18 protein-coding genes are annotated in these 19,243 nt (G+C 48.5%); 15 read left to right on the top strand and 3 right to left on the bottom strand.

Annotated features, from left to right (window positions below; genetic code table 11):
• Nucleotides 1-13: 13 nt before the first annotated feature.
• Nucleotides 14-907 (bottom strand): AraC family transcriptional regulator, encoded by an 894-nt coding sequence (locus tag GGC63_RS12185; RefSeq protein ID WP_225948139.1) that lies wholly within the window; start codon nucleotides 905-907, stop codon nucleotides 14-16.
• 195 nt (nucleotides 908-1,102) lie between these two features.
• Here GGC63_RS12185 and GGC63_RS12180 point away from each other — a divergent pair, with 195 nt between their 5' ends.
• The 7 genes from GGC63_RS12180 (at nucleotide 1,103) to GGC63_RS12150 (ending at nucleotide 7,461) form a co-directional block, all read left to right on the top strand.
• Nucleotides 1,103-1,873: an NUDIX domain-containing protein gene (locus GGC63_RS12180; protein WP_192702557.1), complete on the top strand. Its 771-nt coding sequence runs from the start codon at nucleotides 1,103-1,105 to the stop codon at nucleotides 1,871-1,873.
• A gap of 35 nt (nucleotides 1,874-1,908) precedes the next feature.
• Nucleotides 1,909-2,442, top strand: a complete 534-nt coding sequence (locus tag GGC63_RS12175) for a cysteine hydrolase family protein (protein ID WP_192702556.1) — start codon at nucleotides 1,909-1,911, stop codon at nucleotides 2,440-2,442.
• Between the two features lie 66 nt (nucleotides 2,443-2,508).
• Nucleotides 2,509-3,951: a nicotinate phosphoribosyltransferase gene (locus tag GGC63_RS12170; protein ID WP_192702555.1), complete on the top strand. Its 1,443-nt coding sequence runs from the start codon at nucleotides 2,509-2,511 to the stop codon at nucleotides 3,949-3,951.
• A gap of 211 nt (nucleotides 3,952-4,162) precedes the next feature.
• Nucleotides 4,163-4,417, top strand: coding sequence for an HPr family phosphocarrier protein (locus GGC63_RS12165; protein ID WP_079911849.1), 255 nt, complete (start codon nucleotides 4,163-4,165; stop codon nucleotides 4,415-4,417).
• 137 nt (nucleotides 4,418-4,554) lie between these two features.
• On the top strand, nucleotides 4,555-5,400 hold the full coding sequence (locus tag GGC63_RS12160; protein ID WP_192702554.1) for an alpha/beta hydrolase: 846 nt from the start codon (nucleotides 4,555-4,557) through the stop codon (nucleotides 5,398-5,400).
• Between the two features lie 109 nt (nucleotides 5,401-5,509).
• Entirely contained in the window at nucleotides 5,510-6,103 is a 594-nt protein-coding gene (locus GGC63_RS12155; protein ID WP_192702553.1) for a TetR/AcrR family transcriptional regulator, read from the top strand.
• Nucleotides 6,104-6,240: 137 nt separating this feature from the next.
• Nucleotides 6,241-7,461 carry an MFS transporter gene (locus GGC63_RS12150; RefSeq protein WP_192702552.1) on the top strand — a complete coding sequence of 407 codons (1,221 nt, stop codon included), beginning with the start codon at nucleotides 6,241-6,243 and terminating at the stop codon, nucleotides 7,459-7,461.
• Nucleotides 7,462-7,636: 175 nt separating this feature from the next.
• On the opposite strand, the gene GGC63_RS12145 is transcribed toward GGC63_RS12150, so the two are convergent.
• Complete coding sequence (locus GGC63_RS12145; RefSeq protein ID WP_192702551.1) at nucleotides 7,637-8,521, bottom strand: TetR/AcrR family transcriptional regulator; 885 nt, start codon at nucleotides 8,519-8,521, stop codon at nucleotides 7,637-7,639.
• Between the two features lie 255 nt (nucleotides 8,522-8,776).
• Between GGC63_RS12145 and GGC63_RS12140 the strand changes: the two genes are divergently transcribed.
• From GGC63_RS12140 to GGC63_RS12120, 5 genes are all read left to right on the top strand, one after another.
• Nucleotides 8,777-9,295 (top strand): GbsR/MarR family transcriptional regulator, encoded by a 519-nt coding sequence (locus GGC63_RS12140; RefSeq protein ID WP_179136078.1) that lies wholly within the window; start codon nucleotides 8,777-8,779, stop codon nucleotides 9,293-9,295.
• 33 nt (nucleotides 9,296-9,328) lie between these two features.
• Nucleotides 9,329-12,445: an efflux RND transporter permease subunit gene (locus tag GGC63_RS12135; protein ID WP_192702550.1), complete on the top strand. Its 3,117-nt coding sequence runs from the start codon at nucleotides 9,329-9,331 to the stop codon at nucleotides 12,443-12,445.
• 52 nt (nucleotides 12,446-12,497) lie between these two features.
• Nucleotides 12,498-13,748, top strand: a complete 1,251-nt coding sequence (locus GGC63_RS12130; RefSeq protein WP_192702549.1) for an efflux RND transporter periplasmic adaptor subunit — start codon at nucleotides 12,498-12,500, stop codon at nucleotides 13,746-13,748.
• 26 nt (nucleotides 13,749-13,774) lie between these two features.
• Nucleotides 13,775-15,508, top strand: a complete 1,734-nt coding sequence (locus tag GGC63_RS12125) for a hypothetical protein (protein ID WP_192702548.1) — start codon at nucleotides 13,775-13,777, stop codon at nucleotides 15,506-15,508.
• 198 nt (nucleotides 15,509-15,706) lie between these two features.
• The gene (locus GGC63_RS12120; RefSeq protein WP_225948138.1) at nucleotides 15,707-16,276 is read left to right on the top strand and encodes a GNAT family N-acetyltransferase; all 570 of its coding nucleotides are present in this window, start codon (nucleotides 15,707-15,709) and stop codon (nucleotides 16,274-16,276) included.
• Here the strand turns inward: GGC63_RS12120 and GGC63_RS12115 are convergent.
• A complete protein-coding gene (locus GGC63_RS12115) occupies nucleotides 16,251-16,421 on the bottom strand; it encodes a hypothetical protein (protein ID WP_192702547.1) in 171 nt (56 codons plus the stop codon). The genes GGC63_RS12120 and GGC63_RS12115 overlap by 26 nt on opposite strands.
• A 186-nt stretch (nucleotides 16,422-16,607) precedes the next feature.
• Here GGC63_RS12115 and GGC63_RS12110 point away from each other — a divergent pair, with 186 nt between their 5' ends.
• From GGC63_RS12110 to GGC63_RS12100, 3 genes are read left to right on the top strand one after another with little or no spacing between them, the layout of a single operon-like run.
• Nucleotides 16,608-17,381 (top strand): glycosyltransferase family 2 protein, encoded by a 774-nt coding sequence (locus GGC63_RS12110; protein ID WP_192702546.1) that lies wholly within the window; start codon nucleotides 16,608-16,610, stop codon nucleotides 17,379-17,381.
• Entirely contained in the window at nucleotides 17,378-17,740 is a 363-nt protein-coding gene (locus GGC63_RS12105; protein ID WP_079911834.1) for an EamA family transporter, read from the top strand. Before GGC63_RS12110 ends, GGC63_RS12105 begins: the two co-directional genes overlap by 4 nt.
• A 31-nt stretch (nucleotides 17,741-17,771) precedes the next feature.
• On the top strand, nucleotides 17,772-19,193 hold the full coding sequence (locus GGC63_RS12100) for an ArnT family glycosyltransferase (RefSeq protein WP_192702545.1): 1,422 nt from the start codon (nucleotides 17,772-17,774) through the stop codon (nucleotides 19,191-19,193).
• Nucleotides 19,194-19,243 lie beyond the last annotated feature (50 nt).

The raw sequence follows: 19,243 nt of genomic DNA, 5'->3' as shown, positions 1-19,243 counted from the left end.
GCCCCTTGCAGGCTTACATGGAAGAATCACGTTCCTGCTCGATCGAATCGCTATCCGCGATCTTGTTCTGCTTCCGGTAGCGAAGCGGCGTCATTCCGGTTACTTTCTTAAAGGTAGTGTTGAAGTGGGCGACATGCTCGAAGCCTGTTTTCTCAGCAATGGTCAGCACCTTCTCATGGGTCTCTCTCAACAGCCGCTGGGCTTCCTTGACCCGAATCAGCTGAAGATACTCCCGAAAGTGAAAGCCGGTAATTTTCTTGAACACTCGGCTCAGATAGGATGTGCTTATGTAAAATTGCTTGGCAATTTGTTCGAGTGTGATGTTTTCTTGAAAATGATCATTCAGATGCGTGGCAATCTCCGAAATCTTCTGGTGCATGGGATGAGCGAACTGCAATGGCTCCTGCTTGCCATCGGTGCTGTGCCGGTATACCTTGATGAGCAGCTGATGAAGCAGCGACTTGACATAGTCGACATAGCCATCTGCCTGATTCTCGCACTCCGACAGCATTTCCCGGATCATATGCTCGATAGCCGGCTGCTCCTTCATGGAAAAACGGATCAGGCGCGAGCCTTGAACGAACGGTAAAAACTGAGGTCCGGAAGGAACGCTGTTGGCGGGAATGAATTGCTCGGAAAAGTTAATCAGGATCCGTTCGAATTCTTGTACGTCCGAGCTGGTTGTCCGGTGCACGTCATAGGGATTCACGAGAATCATATCGCCTCTGCGGGCTGTGTATATATTTCCGTTAATGAAATAGGTACGCTCGCCCTGCAGTAAATAATAAATTTCGAAGAACGGGTGGAAGTGCGGCGTCGACATCGTCGAAAACCCTTTACGATACATGTACTGGATGGAAAAAGAGTCATTCTCGATATAGTATTTGGGTCCGAAAATGTCCGGCAATCGAGGCTCCTCCTTCGACAAAGTAATACATTCATTCTATCATTGAATGCCTTAGGATGGACAGCCTGTATTTAGTATCATTTCCCCAGGATTTGTTAACGATGAAGAAAGGCAAAAAAAGGGTTGACAAATCAAATAAATATGTCATAATGATAATATCAAATCGATAATATTAAAAAGCGGTCAGGTGATACCATGAACTCCGTAGACAACGAAACAAATTATAGTGCCAGTAAATATCGAACGCCGGATGGGGCGCCTGCGGACATTGTTATTTTTACCATCACTTCAACCGAGCGTCAGGGAGTCAAGAAATCACTGCCGGTAAGGGAGCTGCAAGTGCTGCTTATCCAGCGCAAGCAATGGCCTTTTGCAGGACAATGGGCGCTGCCCGGCGGATTCTCTCAAGAGACGGAAACGATCGAGGAGAGTGCGCGGCGGGAGTTGAGGGAAGAGACGGGGGTGGACGGCGTTCATATCGAATACTTCAACGTATACAGTACGCCTAAGCGGGATCCGAGGGGTTGGATCATCTCCCATGCTTTCTTCGCCCTGGTAAACGAGCAATTATTGGAGAAGCGCCGTGCGGCGGATGATGCATCGGATGTCAGGCTGTTCCGGGTGGAGGAAGCCCTCGAGATGGACCTTGCGTTTGATCATCGGATCATTTTGCAGGATGCCTTGAACAAAATCCGGGAAAAAATGCTGACGACGACCATAGCGAAGGAATTTTTGCCGGAGCAATTCACCATCAGCGAGCTGTATCAGGTTATTCAGACGGTTTGTCCTGATTTTGAGGAGAAAAATTTTATTCGCAAAATTACTTCGACACAAAGCCGGAAGGGAATCATTGAGGAGATCAGGGATACCGAAGGCAGACCGGTGCTGTCTAACAAATATTCGCAGCGTGCCGCCCAGCTGTACGGGTTTACCGGTTATGTTCCTCCGTTATCGATATACGGCTAATCATCAATTCAATTGGGAAAAGGATGGTGTGCGATATGAAAGCTCTTATAGTGATTGATTATACCGTGGATTTTGTGACTGGAAAGCTGCCCTGCGGACAGCCTGCCATAGATATTGAAGACCAAATCGTCGGATTGACGGAAGCCTTTGTGCAAAACGGAGATTTCGTCGTTATGGCCGTCGACTTGCACGACGACACAGATCCTTATCATCCCGAACACAAGCTGTTCCCTCCTCATAATCTTCGCGGTACGGAGGGGCGGGAGCTGTACGGCAAGCTTCGCGGGGCATATGAAACGAATCGCGAGCACATCTATTGGATGGATAAGACGAGATACAGCGCATTTTGCGGAACGGATCTGGAGCTGCAGCTGCGGGCGCGCCGCATCGAAGAGATCCATCTCGTAGGGGTTTGTACTGACATATGCGTACTTCATACGGCGGTGGACGCCTACAATAAAGGCTTTCGGATTGTCATTCACCGGAATGCGGTGGCTAGCTTTAACGAAGCGGGTCATCAATGGGCGCTTGGCCATTTTGAACAGACGCTTGGCGCCGCGATCGTGTAAGTTTTAATAGAGCAAGTATGGAAACAATAGCTAATGAAAATAGTCGGTTGGATGGAGAGGATCAACATGAATTACGAGAATTTAACATTGCATACAGACAAATACCAAATCAATATGATGTACGCCCATTGGATTCATGGAACCTTGAATCAAAAAGCGGTGTTTGAAATATTTTTTCGCAAGCTTCCGTTCGGCAACGGTTTTGCGGTATTTGCGGGATTGGAACGGATTGTAGAATATGTGAAAAGCCTGAATTTCGACGATGAGGTCATACGATACCTGAAGGAGCAGGAGGAACAGTATGATCCTGCATTTCTGGAGAAGCTGCGTCAGTTCCGCTTTACCGGAACGATCAGCAGTGTGACGGAAGGGACCGTTGTGTTCCCGAACGAACCGCTTATTCGCGTAGAGGCGACGATTTTCGAGGCGCAGCTTCTGGAAACCGCTATGCTGAACTTCATGAATTTCCAGACACTTATTGCGACTAAAGCGGCCCGGATACGGCAAGTTGCACCCGACGATGTGCTGATGGAGTTTGGAACCAGAAGAGCGCAGGAGGCGGATGCCGCTATCTGGGGCGCCCGTGCAGCCTATATTGCCGGCTTCGACGCGACGTCGAACATGAGGGCGGGCATGCTTTTCGGCATTCCAAGCAAGGGAACACACGCTCACGCTTGGGTCCAGGCGCATGATACGGAGGAAGAGGCCTTCGAGCGTTACGCGTCGGCTTTGCCCGATCAAGTTACCTTGCTGGTAGATACTTACGATACGCTGAGAAGCGGTGTTCCTAACGCGATCAAAATCGCCAAGGAAATGGAGCGGCAGGGTAAAAAAATGGGCGGTATCCGTCTGGATAGCGGGGATTTGGCGTACTTGTCGAAGACGGCTCGCAAGATGCTGGATGATGCCGGGTTGCCCTACGTTGTTATCGTTGCCTCGAACGATCTGGATGAGAATATCATATTCAACCTGAAGGCTCAGGGAGCCAAGATCGACAGCTGGGGAGTAGGAACACAGTTGATAACCGCGGCGGATCAGCCTGCATTAGGCGGGGTTTACAAGCTGGTTGCCCGGGAGAAGGACGGAGAACTTGAGCCGGTTATCAAAATCTCGGGGAATCCTGAGAAAGTATCGACTCCAGGTAAGAAAGAGGCCTATCGCATTATCAATAAGGAAACCGGCAAAGCGATAGCCGACTATGTCACCCTCTCGGGAGAAACGGATGTACTGCAAGGGGAAAAGCTGAAGCTATTCGATAAAGTGCATCCTTACATTTACAGATACGTGGAGAACTACAAGACGGAGCCGCTGTTAACGCCAATCTTCGTTGACGGTGAACAGGTATACGAGCTGCCGAGCCTGGATCAAATCCGGAAGCACCATCAAGAACAGCTGACGTTATTCTGGCCGGAATATTTGCGGAAGCTGAACCCGGCGGAGTTTTCGGTCCACTTGAGCCCCAAAGCCTACGAGTTAAAAATGGACTTGATTCACAAGCATAAATCGTAAGACGGTCCTTTTGCCTGAGCTGCCAGGAACTGCATGGTTCATGGGAGTTCAGGCTTTTTTCTTTGAGGGCCAGATAGAGGATTTTCATAGATTGAAAAATATGAATTATTGTGTTGATAACGCTTACCTAATAAAAGATTTTATAGTATAATGACATCAACTTGTGTTGGGACCACAGGAAGAACCTTACATCAGGATCGGAGGAGTTGTCATGAGGGTGCACGAAATGGTCATTGCGACCGATTTTCAACCGCAATACTTGCAAATGATCGCGCAAAAGGCCAGCTATTTCAGCTCGGACATCAAAATCAAGTTTGAGAAGGAAAACATACAGCTGGACGCCAAAAGTATTCTCGGTATGATGCTGCTTCCGATTCGGCAGGGGACGAGAATTACAATTCAAACCAAAGGCGTTGACGAGGAAGAGGCCATCGAAGCAATGAGCTCCTTGCTGGATAAGCATTGATTGCGTCTGCCGGCTTCCGTAACATGCAACTTCATATCTGCTGAGAGGATGGACCGCTGAACGAATGTTAGGCGGTCTTTTTGTTTCCTTGTTAGGTAAGCGGTATCCCAGTCCATTGACGATACGGAGGAAAATAGATGCAGCTCGAGGACAACGGCCCCTGTGCCATCGTAAGGAATCTATACTATCTAGGACCTGACAGGAAAGAACGGATGGATGTCTACCTGCCGGGATCCGCAGAAGAAGAAGCTTACCCCTGTATTATTATTTATCATACCGACGGAAGGGAGAGCAGAAGATCCCGGGAGCTGGAAGCGGACATGGCTCTATACCTCGCGGCTCGCGGGTATGTCATCCTGCTTGCCGAAACGTCCACCGCTTTGCGCAATCTTGCCGGCTGGAACGAGGAGCTGGTTGTACCGGGTTGGCCGAATAACCTGTTCGAGTGCAAATCGGCGGTTCGTTATGCGCGGAAATGGGCGGATACCTATCGCATCGATCCGGCGAGAATTGGTGTCATCGGCGGCCATCTTGCACTTTTGACTGCTTTTACCGCCAACCATGCCGTCATGAACCAGGGAGGCTTATATCAGGAATATTCGTCCGAAGTCAGCTGTGCAATCGATGTGTACGGCATCGAAGATTTTCTTACCTGGTCCTATCCGGCTTACCAAGGCTTTCCATTAGCTATGATGGCAAGGAATCTCCCGACCGCGCACGAGGGATACGACGCCTTTCCAATAGAAGGGGGACCAAAACAAGGGAACGATGTGCCGCCCCTGCTTATTGTTCACGGAGCCCTTACCGGAGAATCCGGCTTAGCATTGTCGCCTGACTTCATCGAACAATTGAAAGCAACGGATTTGGCCTGGCAATTCGTTGCCGCCGGAAGCGCGACAGACCGCGAGCAGAGCTCAATCCAGGTGGATTTGCGGCAGATGATTGTGCAGTTTCTTGATCGTATTCTTAAAGCCTCCGGCTAATTCGAGGGAGGGATGGGTTCGGCAAGTGGCTCCTTGCTTTACAAACCGTTAGTCGGTTTGTAAAATGAGATCATTAATGTACCGCTAAACGGGCCATACGGAGGGGACTATGAAACGTGAATTGAAACGGCAGCAGACGCAGCAGCTGCTTCTAGACACTACCAAAGAGCTGATATTGGAAAAGGGCTGTACGAAGACGACCTTCAACGATATTATGGAGCGCTCCGGACTATCCAAGGGCGCTATTTTTCATTATGTGAAAAGCAAGGACGAGCTTTTGGCCATGGTGCTGCAGCAGCGGCTCGAAGAGATGGACAACCGCTTTTACGACGAGGTGCTTCGTTCGAAGCGGGAGCTGGCGGGACCGCTCAATCAAATTATTAGCCTTCTACCGGTTTTGGAAAACCCGCAGGATATTACGAACCAGGTGTTCATGTACTTGCTTGGAAAAAGCGATGAATCCGCGATAGAGGAAATTAGACGTTTTTATGAGCATATGCTCGGAATGTCAAAAAAATGGATTGTGACAGGACAGGAGCACGGTGTTATTCCGATGTCGGTAGACGCGAACAAGACAGCAGATCTATTCGTCCTGCTGTCTTTCGGATTTCGGATGCGAGGCTTCGTATCATCAGATGCCAAGTCCTTTCATGCTTCGGATTTCTCCGCTTTTATGGTGAAATTGCTCCAATCCAAAGAGTAAAAGAGAATGCCGGAAATTTCTCCATTCCTTTCAAAATAGTGGTTGACATGCTCGAAAGCCGTGCTATAATCGCTGAATAGCGAAAAGCGAGTCGAGCTTGTCCTTAACAACTAGAAAAAGAATGGAGAGAGATCACTGTGGAGAAAACCGCTGCAACCGCAGCACCCGCTGCTTCAACCGTATTTCCGATTATTTTCGCGATCAGTATCGTCCACCTGCTGAATGATTCCATGCAGTCGACGATCTCGGCCTTGTTTCCGATCCTCAAGGATACGCTGCAGTTAACTTATACGCAAATCGGACTTATTGCCTTTGCCATGAATATTACGGCTTCCTTCCTTCAGCCGGTCGTAGGGCTATATTCGGATATTCGTCCGCGCCCTTACATATTGCCTATCGGAGTATGCTTTACCTTGGTGGGGGTCGTTACGCTGGCGTTAGCGCCGAACTTCATCGTCATCCTGCTTTCGGTCATTGCGATGGGGATAGGCTCCGCCGTCTTTCACCCAGAATCGTCCCGGGTCGCCTATTTGGCGGCAGGAGGACAGAGAGGGCTGGCACAGTCGATATTCCAGGTCGGCGGCAACATAGGAAGCTCGCTCGGGCCGATTATGACTGCGCTTATTTTCGTGCCATTGGGACAGTTCGGCGTCATTTGGTTTACCTTTGCCGCTATTGCCGCTATCGCTATTCAATATTATGTAGCCGGATGGTACAGCAGGCAGAAGGTTCAGCCGCGCCGTTCCGCCAAGGCCACGACCGCTGAGGGGCGCAAGAGCCTGCTAACCTCGAAGCAGATCACCGCTGCGATTGTGATCCTGGTCTTTCTTGTATTTTCCAAGCATGTCTATATGTCAAGCATAACAAGCTTCTACTCCTTCTATCTGATTCAGGACTACGGCTTGACCGTTGAACACGCACAAATGTTCCTGTTTGCTTTTCTTGTTGCATCGGCTGCAGGCACTTTTTTTGGCGGTCCATTGGCGGACCGTTACGGCAGACGGAATATCATCTGGCTTTCCATATTGGGGACCGCACCATTTTCCATTTTGCTGCCTTATTCCAATCTGTTCTGGTCCGGAGTCATGTGCGTGTGCGCAGGCTTCGTCCTGTCGTCCGCCTTCTCCATCATTGTGGTCTATGCTCAGGAGCTTCTGCCGGGCAAAGTCGGTCTTGTGTCCGGACTGTTCTTCGGACTCGCCTTCGGGCTCGGAGGACTTGGCTCCGCCGTGCTTGGTTCGATAGCAGATGCGACAAGCATCGCTTTTATCATGAAGCTGTGCGCCTACCTGCCGCTGCTCGGCGTATTGGCCGTCTTGCTGCCTAAGGACGAAACGGTTAGGGGTCAAGCGGCGTAAGGGTCAGGCTGGAATGAGATGCTCCCGCAACATAGGGCCTTGACTGCGAGGATGGTCCGGATTATGCTGGGAGTCCGAAATGATAAGAAAGCCGCAGATCAGGAAAACATCCTGAACTGCGGCTTTTTAACATTCCCGACGCGAGGGAACTGTCGGATGAACAAAGCGATTCTTCTTAATTGCCGAGCCTCCAGGCCAGCAGCTGCTCCAATTGCTCAAGCAGAGGAGGATACTCCTTGCTTAAGGTCAGCAAATAATTGTACATGCCCTGAATGATAATCTCATTCGGTTCTTCTTTCTTTAGCTCGTTCACCACGGCGTGGATCGATTGAATCAAGGTATCCGAGGTACGTTGATCCTCTACATTCGTTTCGATCCATTGCTCGCACTGTTCGATCTTCAACAGCCAGGTGCTGCCATCTCCGCAAAGACCTTGCTTCTGCATCATTTCGATCGAGGAAAAGATGGGGGCATGGTTCTTTCTCATCAGGCCTTGGGCAAGATCGTCCAGCCGCTCGTACAAGAAGGAGGCTACCTCCTCAGGCTTCATAGCAATATGATAGCTGAGGCAATAAAACAAGTAATCCTTCAAGAGGCTGTTCAGCATGATCGCACAGTCGAGGGAATACTTCTCGATAGGGCTGCCGTAGACTTCGATGATTCGTTTCTGAAACCAGGATAGGATTTGAAGGTTGGTCTCAAACATCATGTTTTTTACGGTTTCGTTTTGTATAAACGCCGCTCCGTTATTTTGCATCATGGCAAGAAATTCTTTGTTGCCAATAATAATTTTCAATTGCTGAAGCAGCACCTGCCTAAGTATCGTTTCGGGAGAGGCTGTCGTGTCTGAAAGCGCTTGATCAAGCCCTTGAAATATAAGCTCGAAGAAATAATGATAAATGGAAATAAGAAGCTCTTCCTTGGAATGAAAATGCAGATAGAAGGCTCCTTTGGATACGCCGGCCAAGCTTGCTATATCTTGTATGGACGTGGTATGGTAGTCCCTTTCCCCAAACAGCTTGATAGCAGACTGAACGATCTGCAGTTTTTTACCGTTCAATGAGGATCACTTCCTGATTCGATTATTGTTGTTGTAAAGATTGTATACGCAGGTGAATCTTTAGTCAAGATTGTGACCAGTTGGTCAGTTATAGTTTAGATAAAAATAAATCAAGCAAAAAAGTATTGTAAATATTGGTTTTTTTGTATATAGTACATTATGGATGACCAGTCAGTAATTTGTGTTAACGTCTTTGTTAACGATGTTATGCTTACTACAAGGGTCTTATCAACAGAAAACGAAGAGGAGATGACTATGCAGCATGCCCCGCGAACCTTTTCAGAATTAAAACAATTTGTCAGCAATCAGATGTCCCTGCAGCTAGAGTATGACGGGCATAGTCCGTTAGTGGGAAGAATTCTGGCCTTGCTGCTGTTCGCATCCGAGCCGATAAGTCTGCAGGAGATAGCCGAGCAGCTTAAAGTTACCAGAGCCGCCGTCAGTGTACATATCCGTTCAATGGAACGTATCGGGCTGTGCTACAAAATAGCGACGAGCAATGACCGGAAAAATTATTATTACGTATCCGACGATATCGATCTGTCGTCTATTCGTTCCTTTAAAGAGAGATTGGCAAACACCCAGCAGACGGTGAACACCGCTCTCAGAGCTTATGATGTCATAACGGACGTCGAACCCCACGAACAAGAGACTTATGCCATGCTGAAGGAAAGGTTTACAGCGTTCTCGGTGCTGAGCGAACTTATCATGGCACAATTAATAGAGTTGGAGGAAAAATGGAAGGTTATTAAGCAGCAGCTAGGAAATACATAGAGAAAAGAGCAGTAGGAATGGAGGAGTAGAGAGATGAACAAGTTAACGAATTTTTCCTTGAAAAACGCTGCGGCCATTATCATTATCAGCATTCTCTTGTTCATTGCGGGAGCATATTCGGCATCACAGCTGAAGCAGGAAAGCATGCCGGATATTTCACTGCCGATGGTGTTTGTCAGCACCGTTTATCCGGCCCCGCCAAAAGATGTGATGGAAGACGTCACCAAGAAGCTGGAGAAGCGGATAGTCGGTATCGAAGGCTTGAAGAAAGTAACGTCGACCTCGAACGACGGTTTCTCGGCGATTACCGTTGAGCTGGTCAACGGCCGGAAGCCGGATGACGCAAAAAGAGATATAGAGAGCGCCATTGCCGATGTGAAGCTTCCCGCCACGGCGTCAAAGCCGAAGGTGTCCAAGTTCGGCACCAACGATTTTCCGGTCTTCTTTGCGGCTCTTAACGGGGACAACGGGATGAACCAGGAGGAGCTTAACCGGATTTACAAGGATACGATCGAGCCTACGCTCAGCGCGATGAAAGGGATCGATCACGTCGATTCCGTCGGGCAGCAGGAAGCTACGCTCAAGTTGAAGCTGGATATCAATGCCTTGAACAACTACGGAATGACCCCGACGCAGGTGCAGCAGAGCATACAAGCCGCATTGCTGACAAGTCCTGCAGGAACGGCGGATTTTAACGGCAATGAGCAGATGGTTCGTATTCAAAGCGACTTGAACACGATCTATAATCTGGAGAACATGAAGCTGACTACCGCATCGGGACAAATAGTGCTGCTCAAGCAGGTATCCAAAATTGAAGCTATCTCCGAGGCTGAATTTATCGACCGGTTGAACGGGAACACAGCTATCGGGATTACGCTGTACAAAAGCAAGGATGCCAACACGGTTGAATTTTCGAACAATGTGAAGAAGCTGATCGCAGGATGGGAGAAGGAGTTTCCTAATATCCACTTCACCACCGTCTACAACTCTGCGAATGATGTAGAGAAATCCATCCACGGGATGTTAAAAGAGGGCATCTCGGGTGCGATTCTCGCCTCGGTCATGATTTTGCTCTTCTTAAGAAACGTTCGTATGACATTGATCGTATTAGTCTCTATACCGTTATCAATTCTTACCACGCTTTCCATTATGGCGCCACTAGGCATAACGCTGAACATTATGACCTTGGGCGGCTTGACCATAGCCGTCGGACGTGTCGTGGATGATAGTATCGTTGTTATCGAGAATATTTTCAGCGAACTGCAAAAAGCTCACGAACGCAATGAATCGGTGATCAAGATGGCTACCGCAAGGGTCGCATCCGCGATTACTTCCTCGACGATTACGACAGCCGGCGTGTTTTTGCCGATTGCCTTCGTCGGAGGGATTCTGGGAGACATCTTCCGTCCGTTCGCCATCACCCTGGTCGTTGCTTTGATGACGTCTCTGATCGTTGCGCTTACGGTGATTCCGATGCTGGCAAAGCTGATGGTGCTGAAAAGCGATAAAATCAAGCATCACGACGAAGAGAAGCTGGGCGCATTTTCAAACCGGTATAAGAAGTTTTTGGAATGGTCACTCAGCAATCCTAAGAAAACATTGCTGGTTGCCTTCCTCGTATTTATCATCTCCCTCGGAGGAACCGTTCCTTTCCTGCCTGCAGCGTTCATGCCGGACAGCGCAACGGATAAGCAAGTACAGTTTACGCTCAAGCTGCCTCGTGAGACCTCGATTGAATCCATGGATCTCAAGGTGAAGGAAATCGAGGCGATGTTAAAGGAAGAGAAGGACCCAATTGGAGAGCCTGCTTTCGAATACTTTGAATCGATGGTCGGTTATGACCAGAACAATACAAGCGGTGAGCGGGTTCCTTACAAGGCGATGATTATCGGATCGTTGTCCAAAGCCTCGGATGCCAAGAAAATGGCCAAAGTCTATGCGGACAAGATGCTGTACTTGGTTCCGAAAGGCTCTGAGGTAGAAGGAAATCTGATGTCAGCGGGGATGTCCGGCTCGGGTGAGGACTTTGCTTACCTGTTGAAAGGGGATGACCTAACTCAATTGATGACCGGCGCGGAGCTGGTTAAGGCAAAGATGAAGGAGTTCCCGGAGCTTCAGGAAATCAAGGATAATTTGAGTGAGAAGAAGATGCAGGTCGAAGTCACTGTTGATCAGAACAAGGCGAGAACATACGGGTTGTCCTCCGCTCAAATTCTGGATACGGTCCGTGTCTGGTTAGGCAAGGTCGATATCGGTGAATTGAAGTTCGATAACGTAACCTTCAAAACCCAGATGATGATCCAGGACGACTTTAAAAACTCGGTGGATAAAATCGGTCAATTCCAGATTACGACACCTACAGGTACGGTCGTGAATTTGAACGAGGTCGCCAAAATCAAGCAGGTGGATGCTCCGGCAGCCATTTCCCGTGAAATGCAGGAGCAATTCGTGAAGATAACCGCCAAAATCGACAGTAAAGACAAGGGCGGCATAAGCAGTAAAGTGGCCGCAGAGCTCAAGAATCTTGAACTGCCTAACGGCGTCAGAGCTCAAGTACAGGGTGTCAGCGACGATATCCAGGAAAGCTTCGGCCAGATGGGTGTTGCAATGGTTGCAGCTATTCTTATCGTTTATCTTGTTATGGTTATTGCCTTCGGCAATGCGAGCGCGCCGTTCGTTATTTTATTCTCCTTGCCTCTGGCGGCAATCGGAGGATTCCTGGGTCTGTTTGTTGCCGGGGAATCCATTAACATTACATCCTTGATCGGATTCCTCATGCTTATCGGTGTCGTAGTTACGAATGCGATCGTACTTATCGACCGGGTGCAGCAGCTTCGGGAGGAAGGAATTCCGGTACGGGACGCCTTAGTGAAAGCGGGTCTTACACGGTTACGTCCTATCATTATGACAGCGGGCGCGACGGTTATATCCTTGCTGCCTCTCGGAATCGGCTTATCGGAAGGATCGCTTATCTCCAAGGGCTTGGCCGTGGTAGTTATTGGCGGTTTGACGACGTCCACTGTGCTGACGCTGATCGTCGTTCCGGTAGTCTATGAGGTTATTGATGCGATGAAGGTTCGCGTAAGTCGTTTATTTAATAGGAAAAGTAGCGTGAAGGCCAATTCCAAGGCTGCGAACATTACCCATTAATCCGATAAAAGCTAGACTATATAGATCGACAGGGGAAAAGGAGAAAAGTCTTATGAAACGGACAAAGGCAAACTCAGTTAAAAGAAACTTGAGTATCGTGGGAGCTCTCGTCATCAGTACGGCGCTTTTTGCCGGCTGCACAGCCAAACCTGAAGCGTCGGCTCCGGCAACTACAGAATCGCAGGTCAAAACCGTTAAGGTTGAAAAAGTACAAAAGCAAAAAATCGCCGATCCGCTGGAGCAGGTAGCGGACGTTGTCTCGTCGCTTCAGATGGACGTTGTCACCAAAGCCGGCGGAGACGTATTGGAAATGCTGAAAAAACGCGGAGACATAGTAGAAAAGGGCGAAGTGCTCTTCCGGTTGGATCCGACGGACATTCAGATTAGCAAGGAAAAAGCGCAGATCGCTTTAAACGGGACCCAGCAGCAGCTGGCTAAAGCCAAGCAGGAGCTGGAGGATTCCAAGCAGGAGCTGAAGAACGGAATCACCAAGCAGGAAATTGCGTTACAGGATGCGGAGAAAAATTACAGCAAGATGCGCAATGACTACGATCAGGGCCTTGTAACGAAGTTTCAGCTTGAACAGGTGGAAAGCCAGCTGAACAACCAGCGTCTTGATCTGGAGAACAGCCGCAGCAAGCTCAAAACCTTGGAGACAACGAACTCCCTGGCACAACTGGATCAAGCCTTGCAAACAGCGGATGTCTCAATCCGGGAAGCAGACCGTACCTTGCAGCACATGGAGGTTACCGCGCCGGCAAGTGGCGTTCTTACCGATTTTCCTATTGAGATCGGCATGACGCTGCCGGCAGGCTTCAAGGCGGCTCAGCTGCAGCAGCTGGACCCTATCAAGGTCAAAGCGGAGCTGACAGAAAGCTCTGCCAATCTCATTCGCGGCAAGCAAGAGCTGACGCTCTACGTGCCGGGGACAACCGACAAGATCAAAGGCAAGGTCGTCTACCTCGCTGATGTCATGAGTGCTCAGTCCAAGTCTTACTCGCTTGAGCTGGAGGTTCCTAATGCGGACCGTAAGCTGAAGCCGGGCATGAAGGCTCAAGTGCTTCTGACGGAGAATGAGGATCAGGTTGTTGTAGCCATTCCTACGCTAAGCGTAGTTCGTGAAGGCGGAGACACCTTCGTCTTTGTACTCTCGGGAGATCAAGTCGAGAAGCGTAAGGTAGAGATGGGCCGGCTGAACGAAACGAATCAAGAAGTGCTTTCCGGTTTGAAAGAAGGAGAGCAGCTGGTTACTTCCGGACAGCATCAGCTGAAGGATAAAGAAAAGGTTCAGTTGGCCAAATAAAGAATAACCCAGAGGAGGAGAAGCAATTGAACAAGAAGTTGAAGAAAACCGCAGCCGTCATGATCATTTCAGCATCGCTTATGAGTACGGGATATTCGGCTTTTGCTGAAGAGTCGACTCCGACTGCCTTCCAGAATCAAGCGGCAACCGTATATCCATTGACCGACAAGCTGGAAGTTGAAGTGAAGAGTATATTGAATGAACATGTAACCGGAGGTACACGCATCGGCGTGGTGGTCCGGATGAAAAATAACTATACCGATTTTGTCCGAGTACCAGACTATGAGCTTCGTGTAAAAACGAGTGAGGGCATCGAATATACTTTGCAGCCGAGCGCATCCAATGCCAAGGCAATTCAGTCCAAGGCTAATACCGAGCTGAGCTACATGGCCGTAATCGATCGTACGGACGATGTCACGCTGGCTGAAGTCAACTGGACGGATGTGGACTATTATGTCTATCCCAAGAAGCAGACGCTGATCCTGACTGTTCCAATTACGGTACAGCCATGGCAGGGAAGCGATATGCAAATTACGGATGCTGCAGCAGTGAAGAAATGGTCTGATTCCTTCAAAATTCCATCACTGGTCTCGCCGATTCAATATACGCCGGTTAACATCACCAAGCAAACGACCGAGAAGGGTACGGTCTATCTCGTGCAGCTGCTGGCTTATAATCCAACGGACAAGCGGGAGACGGTACCGGAGTTTACTATCGACGGTAAAACCGGAGCGAAAGTGTATTCCGGTAAACGAGTAGAAGAGGGATCCGTAGTATTGGAGAGCAAGGAAGAGAAATATATCCATTTCGCCATTCCTACGGACCAGGATACGGTATTATCGAGCCTGAACCTGCTGACAAGCGAGAGCTTTACACAAGGTCAGGCAGCTGCCGGGGCTGCTCCCGCACAAGTGAGCTATACCGTTGGCCGGTTGAGTATTTTGCTGCCTACCCAAACCTTGGGCAATCAGTATGAAGCCTATGCTTTGGGGAATCCGATGAAATTCGATTCGCGCAGCGAATTGATTCATCCCGATATCCAGGTTTCGGTGGTCGAATTCCACATGTATGACGATGATGAGGAAGGCAATAAAAAAGTAACGGCTAAATTCAGCTTGTACAATAAGAGCGACCGTCCAATCGCGATTCCTTCCTTTGACACATCGCTCATTAGCTCGGAAGGCTACGAGTACAGCGGCAAGCGTCAAACTATTACGGAATCTCCGATCCTGCCGAACGCAGGGATTACGGTGAATTATTCCTACTCGCTGCCTGTATCGGAATCGGGACAGGGGCTGGCGCTGAAGGTGGAAGACGCCAAAACTGCGGCTCCTTATAAAACAACCATCGGAACGTACAGTGTAGCTCTTCAGACGGATAAGGAGAATGAAACGAAATTTAACGTCTATCCGTTTAAGTTCGATATATCGCATTGGGATGTATCCTTCCAGTTCAATTCGCAAACGTTCGAATATTCATACAAGGGCAAGTTCTTGATGGATATCGAACGGGAGCCGAATGTACAAGTTGATGCCAACTTCTCGAAGCTGCAGTTCGAGCTGTATGATGCTGCGGGCCGGTTGGTTGGAACCAGCATCAACTCGTTTATCGGTCCTAACCGGTTGGTTACGGGCGAGAACAACATCGCGTTCAAGGGCACTTCCCAGCAATTTGCTTCTCCGCTGACCTTGAAGGTATTTGAAGTGTACACAACTGCCAACGGAGATGCTAAGCGTCTAGTTGCTCAATTGACTCAATAATTTTGGAATAAGCAGCAAAGTCAAGGGAAGATGCCTTTCCTTGGCTTTGCTGCTTTTATTATCGGAGAGTCAGACGCCAAAGCTGATCTACATTCGCTTAACAGGGAGACGAAGGAAAGAGTAGACGCTTCCATATTATGGTTGATTGCCGAGAGGATTCCATGTATAATGTTGCAAATGATAAAGGCGGTGGATTCGATGGCAATCACCATTGAAGCTGTATTTGGCAATCTTCCCGTTTTGGAGACAGAGCGGACCATACTTAGGAAGCTTCAGTTCCAGGATGCGGAGGACATGTTTCTGTACGGTTCAGATCCTGAAGTATCGAGATATACGACATGGCCTCCGCATCAGTCGCTGGAAGGGACAAGGAGATTTATCGAAACGGTCCTGAATGCATATGAGGAGCAAAAAATAGCCTCTTGGGCTATAGAGGATAAGCATTCGCGGAAAATGATCGGTACGGCTGGTTTTGTCAATTGGAATACAGCTCATTCTCGTGCGGAGTTGGGGTATGCGCTATCCCGGGAATTTTGGAAGCGGGGCTACATGACGGAAATTGTAAAGCGCATTGTAGATTTTGGCTTTAACGAAATGAAGCTGGTACGGATCGAAGCGAGGTGCCACCCCGATAATATTGGCTCTGCCAGAGTCATGGAGAAATCAGGGATGCAATTTGAAGGCATACTTCGTAAACATATGTATGTGAAAGGCGAGTACCAGGATGTGAAAATGTACTCGATCATTCATGAGGCTTTAGACGGATAGGCTTCTCAATCTCAGCGTAGTTTTCATTAATGTCTCTTGTCAGGGATTCCAGAATATGAAGAGCTTCCTTCTGCTTTTGTTGATCATCAATACAGAGCAGCAGGGTTTGGAGATAGTCGATTCTCGTTTTGGTGACAAGTCTCATGAAAGTGTTCTCCTCACAGCGTTTATAGTACTAACAATATCAGTATCATATCATTCGAGCAAATTTATGCTTTTCAGACCGGTCCACCAGGGCCGGTCTTTTTGTCATATCGCAAAGGGAAGTACTTGAATGGAGACAACTGGAATAAATTGAGTAATAGGAACGTGCTGGGAAGAGAGGTGTCGGATGAAATCAAATGTGATTGTGGGGCTGCCGGCGTACAATGAAGGCAATGTGCTGCCCATTCTGCTAATGAAGCTGGAGGCGCTGAGAGCCGGCTTAGAGGAACAGCTTCATATCATTGTGGTAGATGACGGGAGCACGGACGATACAGCCGCTATTTTAAGGGACCATGCAGCTGTCTTACCCAATATGAGAGTGCTTACTCACAAACATAATCGCGGACTTGGAGAAGCCATGAGTACGCTGCTGGATTATGTAGTTACTCATTTTGATTATGAAGATGTTCTGATCACGTTAGATGCCGATAATACGCATAGCCCGTCCATTATTCCCGATTTGTTCGCCAAGCTGAGGATGGAGGAGCTGGATATGGTCATAGCCTCCCGATATACGGACGGAGGACAAGAGCTTGGCTTGGCCTGGCATCGGAAGCTGTTTAGCCGCGGGGCGAGATGGTTTTTTAAGCTGTTTTTTCCCATCGCCAATGTGAATGATTATTCAAGCGGTTTCAGATGCTACCGGGTCGGTTTTCTCATTAAAGCGATGTCTTATTACAACGGGCGGTTTATTACGAGCAGCGGCTTCGAATGTATGGCGGAAATTATGGCCAGGTTCAGCCGAATGGGCGTGCGTGCAGGTGAATACCCGCTTATCCTCGAGTATCATCTGAAGGAAAGCAAAAGTAAAATGAACATTTGGAGAACGGTGATAGGGTACTTTAGACTGTTGAGAAAAGTGAAATATAACAAAAAATGGAGCAAGGAACATGCCTTATGAAAACCATTTGGTTAATTCTTATTTCGGTTGCTTTAGGATCGCTGGGCCAAGTGATTTTGAAGCTTGGCTCCAATAAATTGGGGACAATCTCTTTTTCGATCTCATCGCTGGTTCCGGTCCTGCTGCGTCTTCTTAAGACACCGGAGATCGTGCTCGGGCTGCTTTTGTTTGGAACAAGCTTTTTATTGTGGATCAAGGTATTGACGCGCTCCGAGCTGAGCTATGCCTACCCGATGGTCAGCATTGGTTATATTATTGTCGTCATTCTTTCTTACTTTCTTTTGGACGAGTCCTTTTCCTGGAACAAGCTGATGGGTATAGCCATTATTGTTGCCGGCGTATGGATGATTAACAAATAGGCAGTAAAGAACAGGAGGTTAAGGTGCGAAGGTGGATAGGAAACAATGCCGTACCTGGGTGATCCCGCTGCTGCTGCTTCTGTTCATTGCCGCTCTGCGCATTCCGTCTTTGGGGAATTCCCCTTACGAATACGATTCGTGGAGGCAGTCGGATACGGAGTCGATTGCCATTCATTTCTTGGAAGACCGCATGAACCCGCTGTACCCGCAGCTGAGCTACGACGGCCCATTGCCTAACTACGTGCAGCTGGAATTTCAAGTAACTACAACGCTAATTGCCATATTGTATCACCTGTTCGGCCATCACTATGCATTGGCCAGGGCAGTTCCATTGTGCTTCTTCCTAGGCTCAGCCTGCTTCTTGTATCTCATTGCGAAGCATTATTACTCCGTCCCAACGGCGCGGATAGCCATGCTGATATACGGAATCCTGCCGATCAACGTGTTATATTCAAGAGCTATCATGCCAGAGTCGGCTGCTTTATTTTTTATGCTTGGGGCCTTTTATTTTTTTACCCGATGGATGAACGATAAGCGCTTGATGATGCTTGGGCTTGCGTGCGGCTTCACGGCATTAGCTATTTCACAAAAAATTCCGGCTGTTTTCGTGGGAATTCCAATGGTTTGGATGGCGGTTAAGGAATATCGGCTGCGCTGCTTTCAGCAGTGGGAGCTATGGCTGTTTGCATGCTTGTCCTTATTGCCGGCCTATTTATATTTTCAATGGTTAGGCACGGTGGCGGAATTTCCTTTCGTCTCCGGCATTGCAACCAAGCATATCCTGCCCAGCTTGTTCACGAGCTTTGCTTCCGGTGAGGCGCTTCATTTCTTCGCGAGGGAATTGCCGAAGGCTTTTACCTGGTATGGCATCGTGTTGTTCCTGGCCGGGCTTATAACAGTGAATTGGAGGAAGGAATCTCCCGTTGGTGTATGGGCAATCGCAATGATAGCGGAATTAATCACCATCGTGGCTACGATTCAATTTGATTATTATTTAATATTGATCGGACCCTTGGTTGCTTTGTTCAGTGGCATTATGCTGATGTCCTTCTGGAACAGGTTAACCGGCCGGCTGATGGCGGTTGTCGTCATTGCCTTGATGGGCTGGCAGACTTATGGGATAACTGCATCGCTGCTTACGAACCAGCATACTGTTCTGCTGAGACAAGCCGAGGTGGTTCAAGCGTTAACGGGCAAGCATGATTTGATCGTCGTCGGAACGGATGACCCGTCGCTGCTCAATGCGAATCAACGTAATGGATGGAGAGTAGGTAATACGATTCCTAAGGATGCGAAGGCGGAGCTTCGCTATTTTGTCCATATGGGAGCCAAATATTTTGTACCGCTAAGAGGACATATTGACGGGGATGACGGGAGCTTAAAGCAGTATTTGGATGAAAAGTATACCTTGATGGAAGTAAAGGATGGTTATTCGATTTACAAGCTGCAATGAAATAGGATTGGATGGCGGTGGATGCTGTTACGGAAAATTTTGGTTTCTCC

The sequence above is a fragment of the Paenibacillus sp. OAS669 genome (assembly GCF_014873645.1).
Classification (GTDB): Bacteria; Bacillota; Bacilli; order Paenibacillales; family NBRC-103111; genus Paenibacillus_S; species Paenibacillus_S vulneris.
The sequence above is the reverse complement of the archived record's forward strand: the minus strand, read 5'-3'. Positions and strand labels throughout refer to the sequence as shown.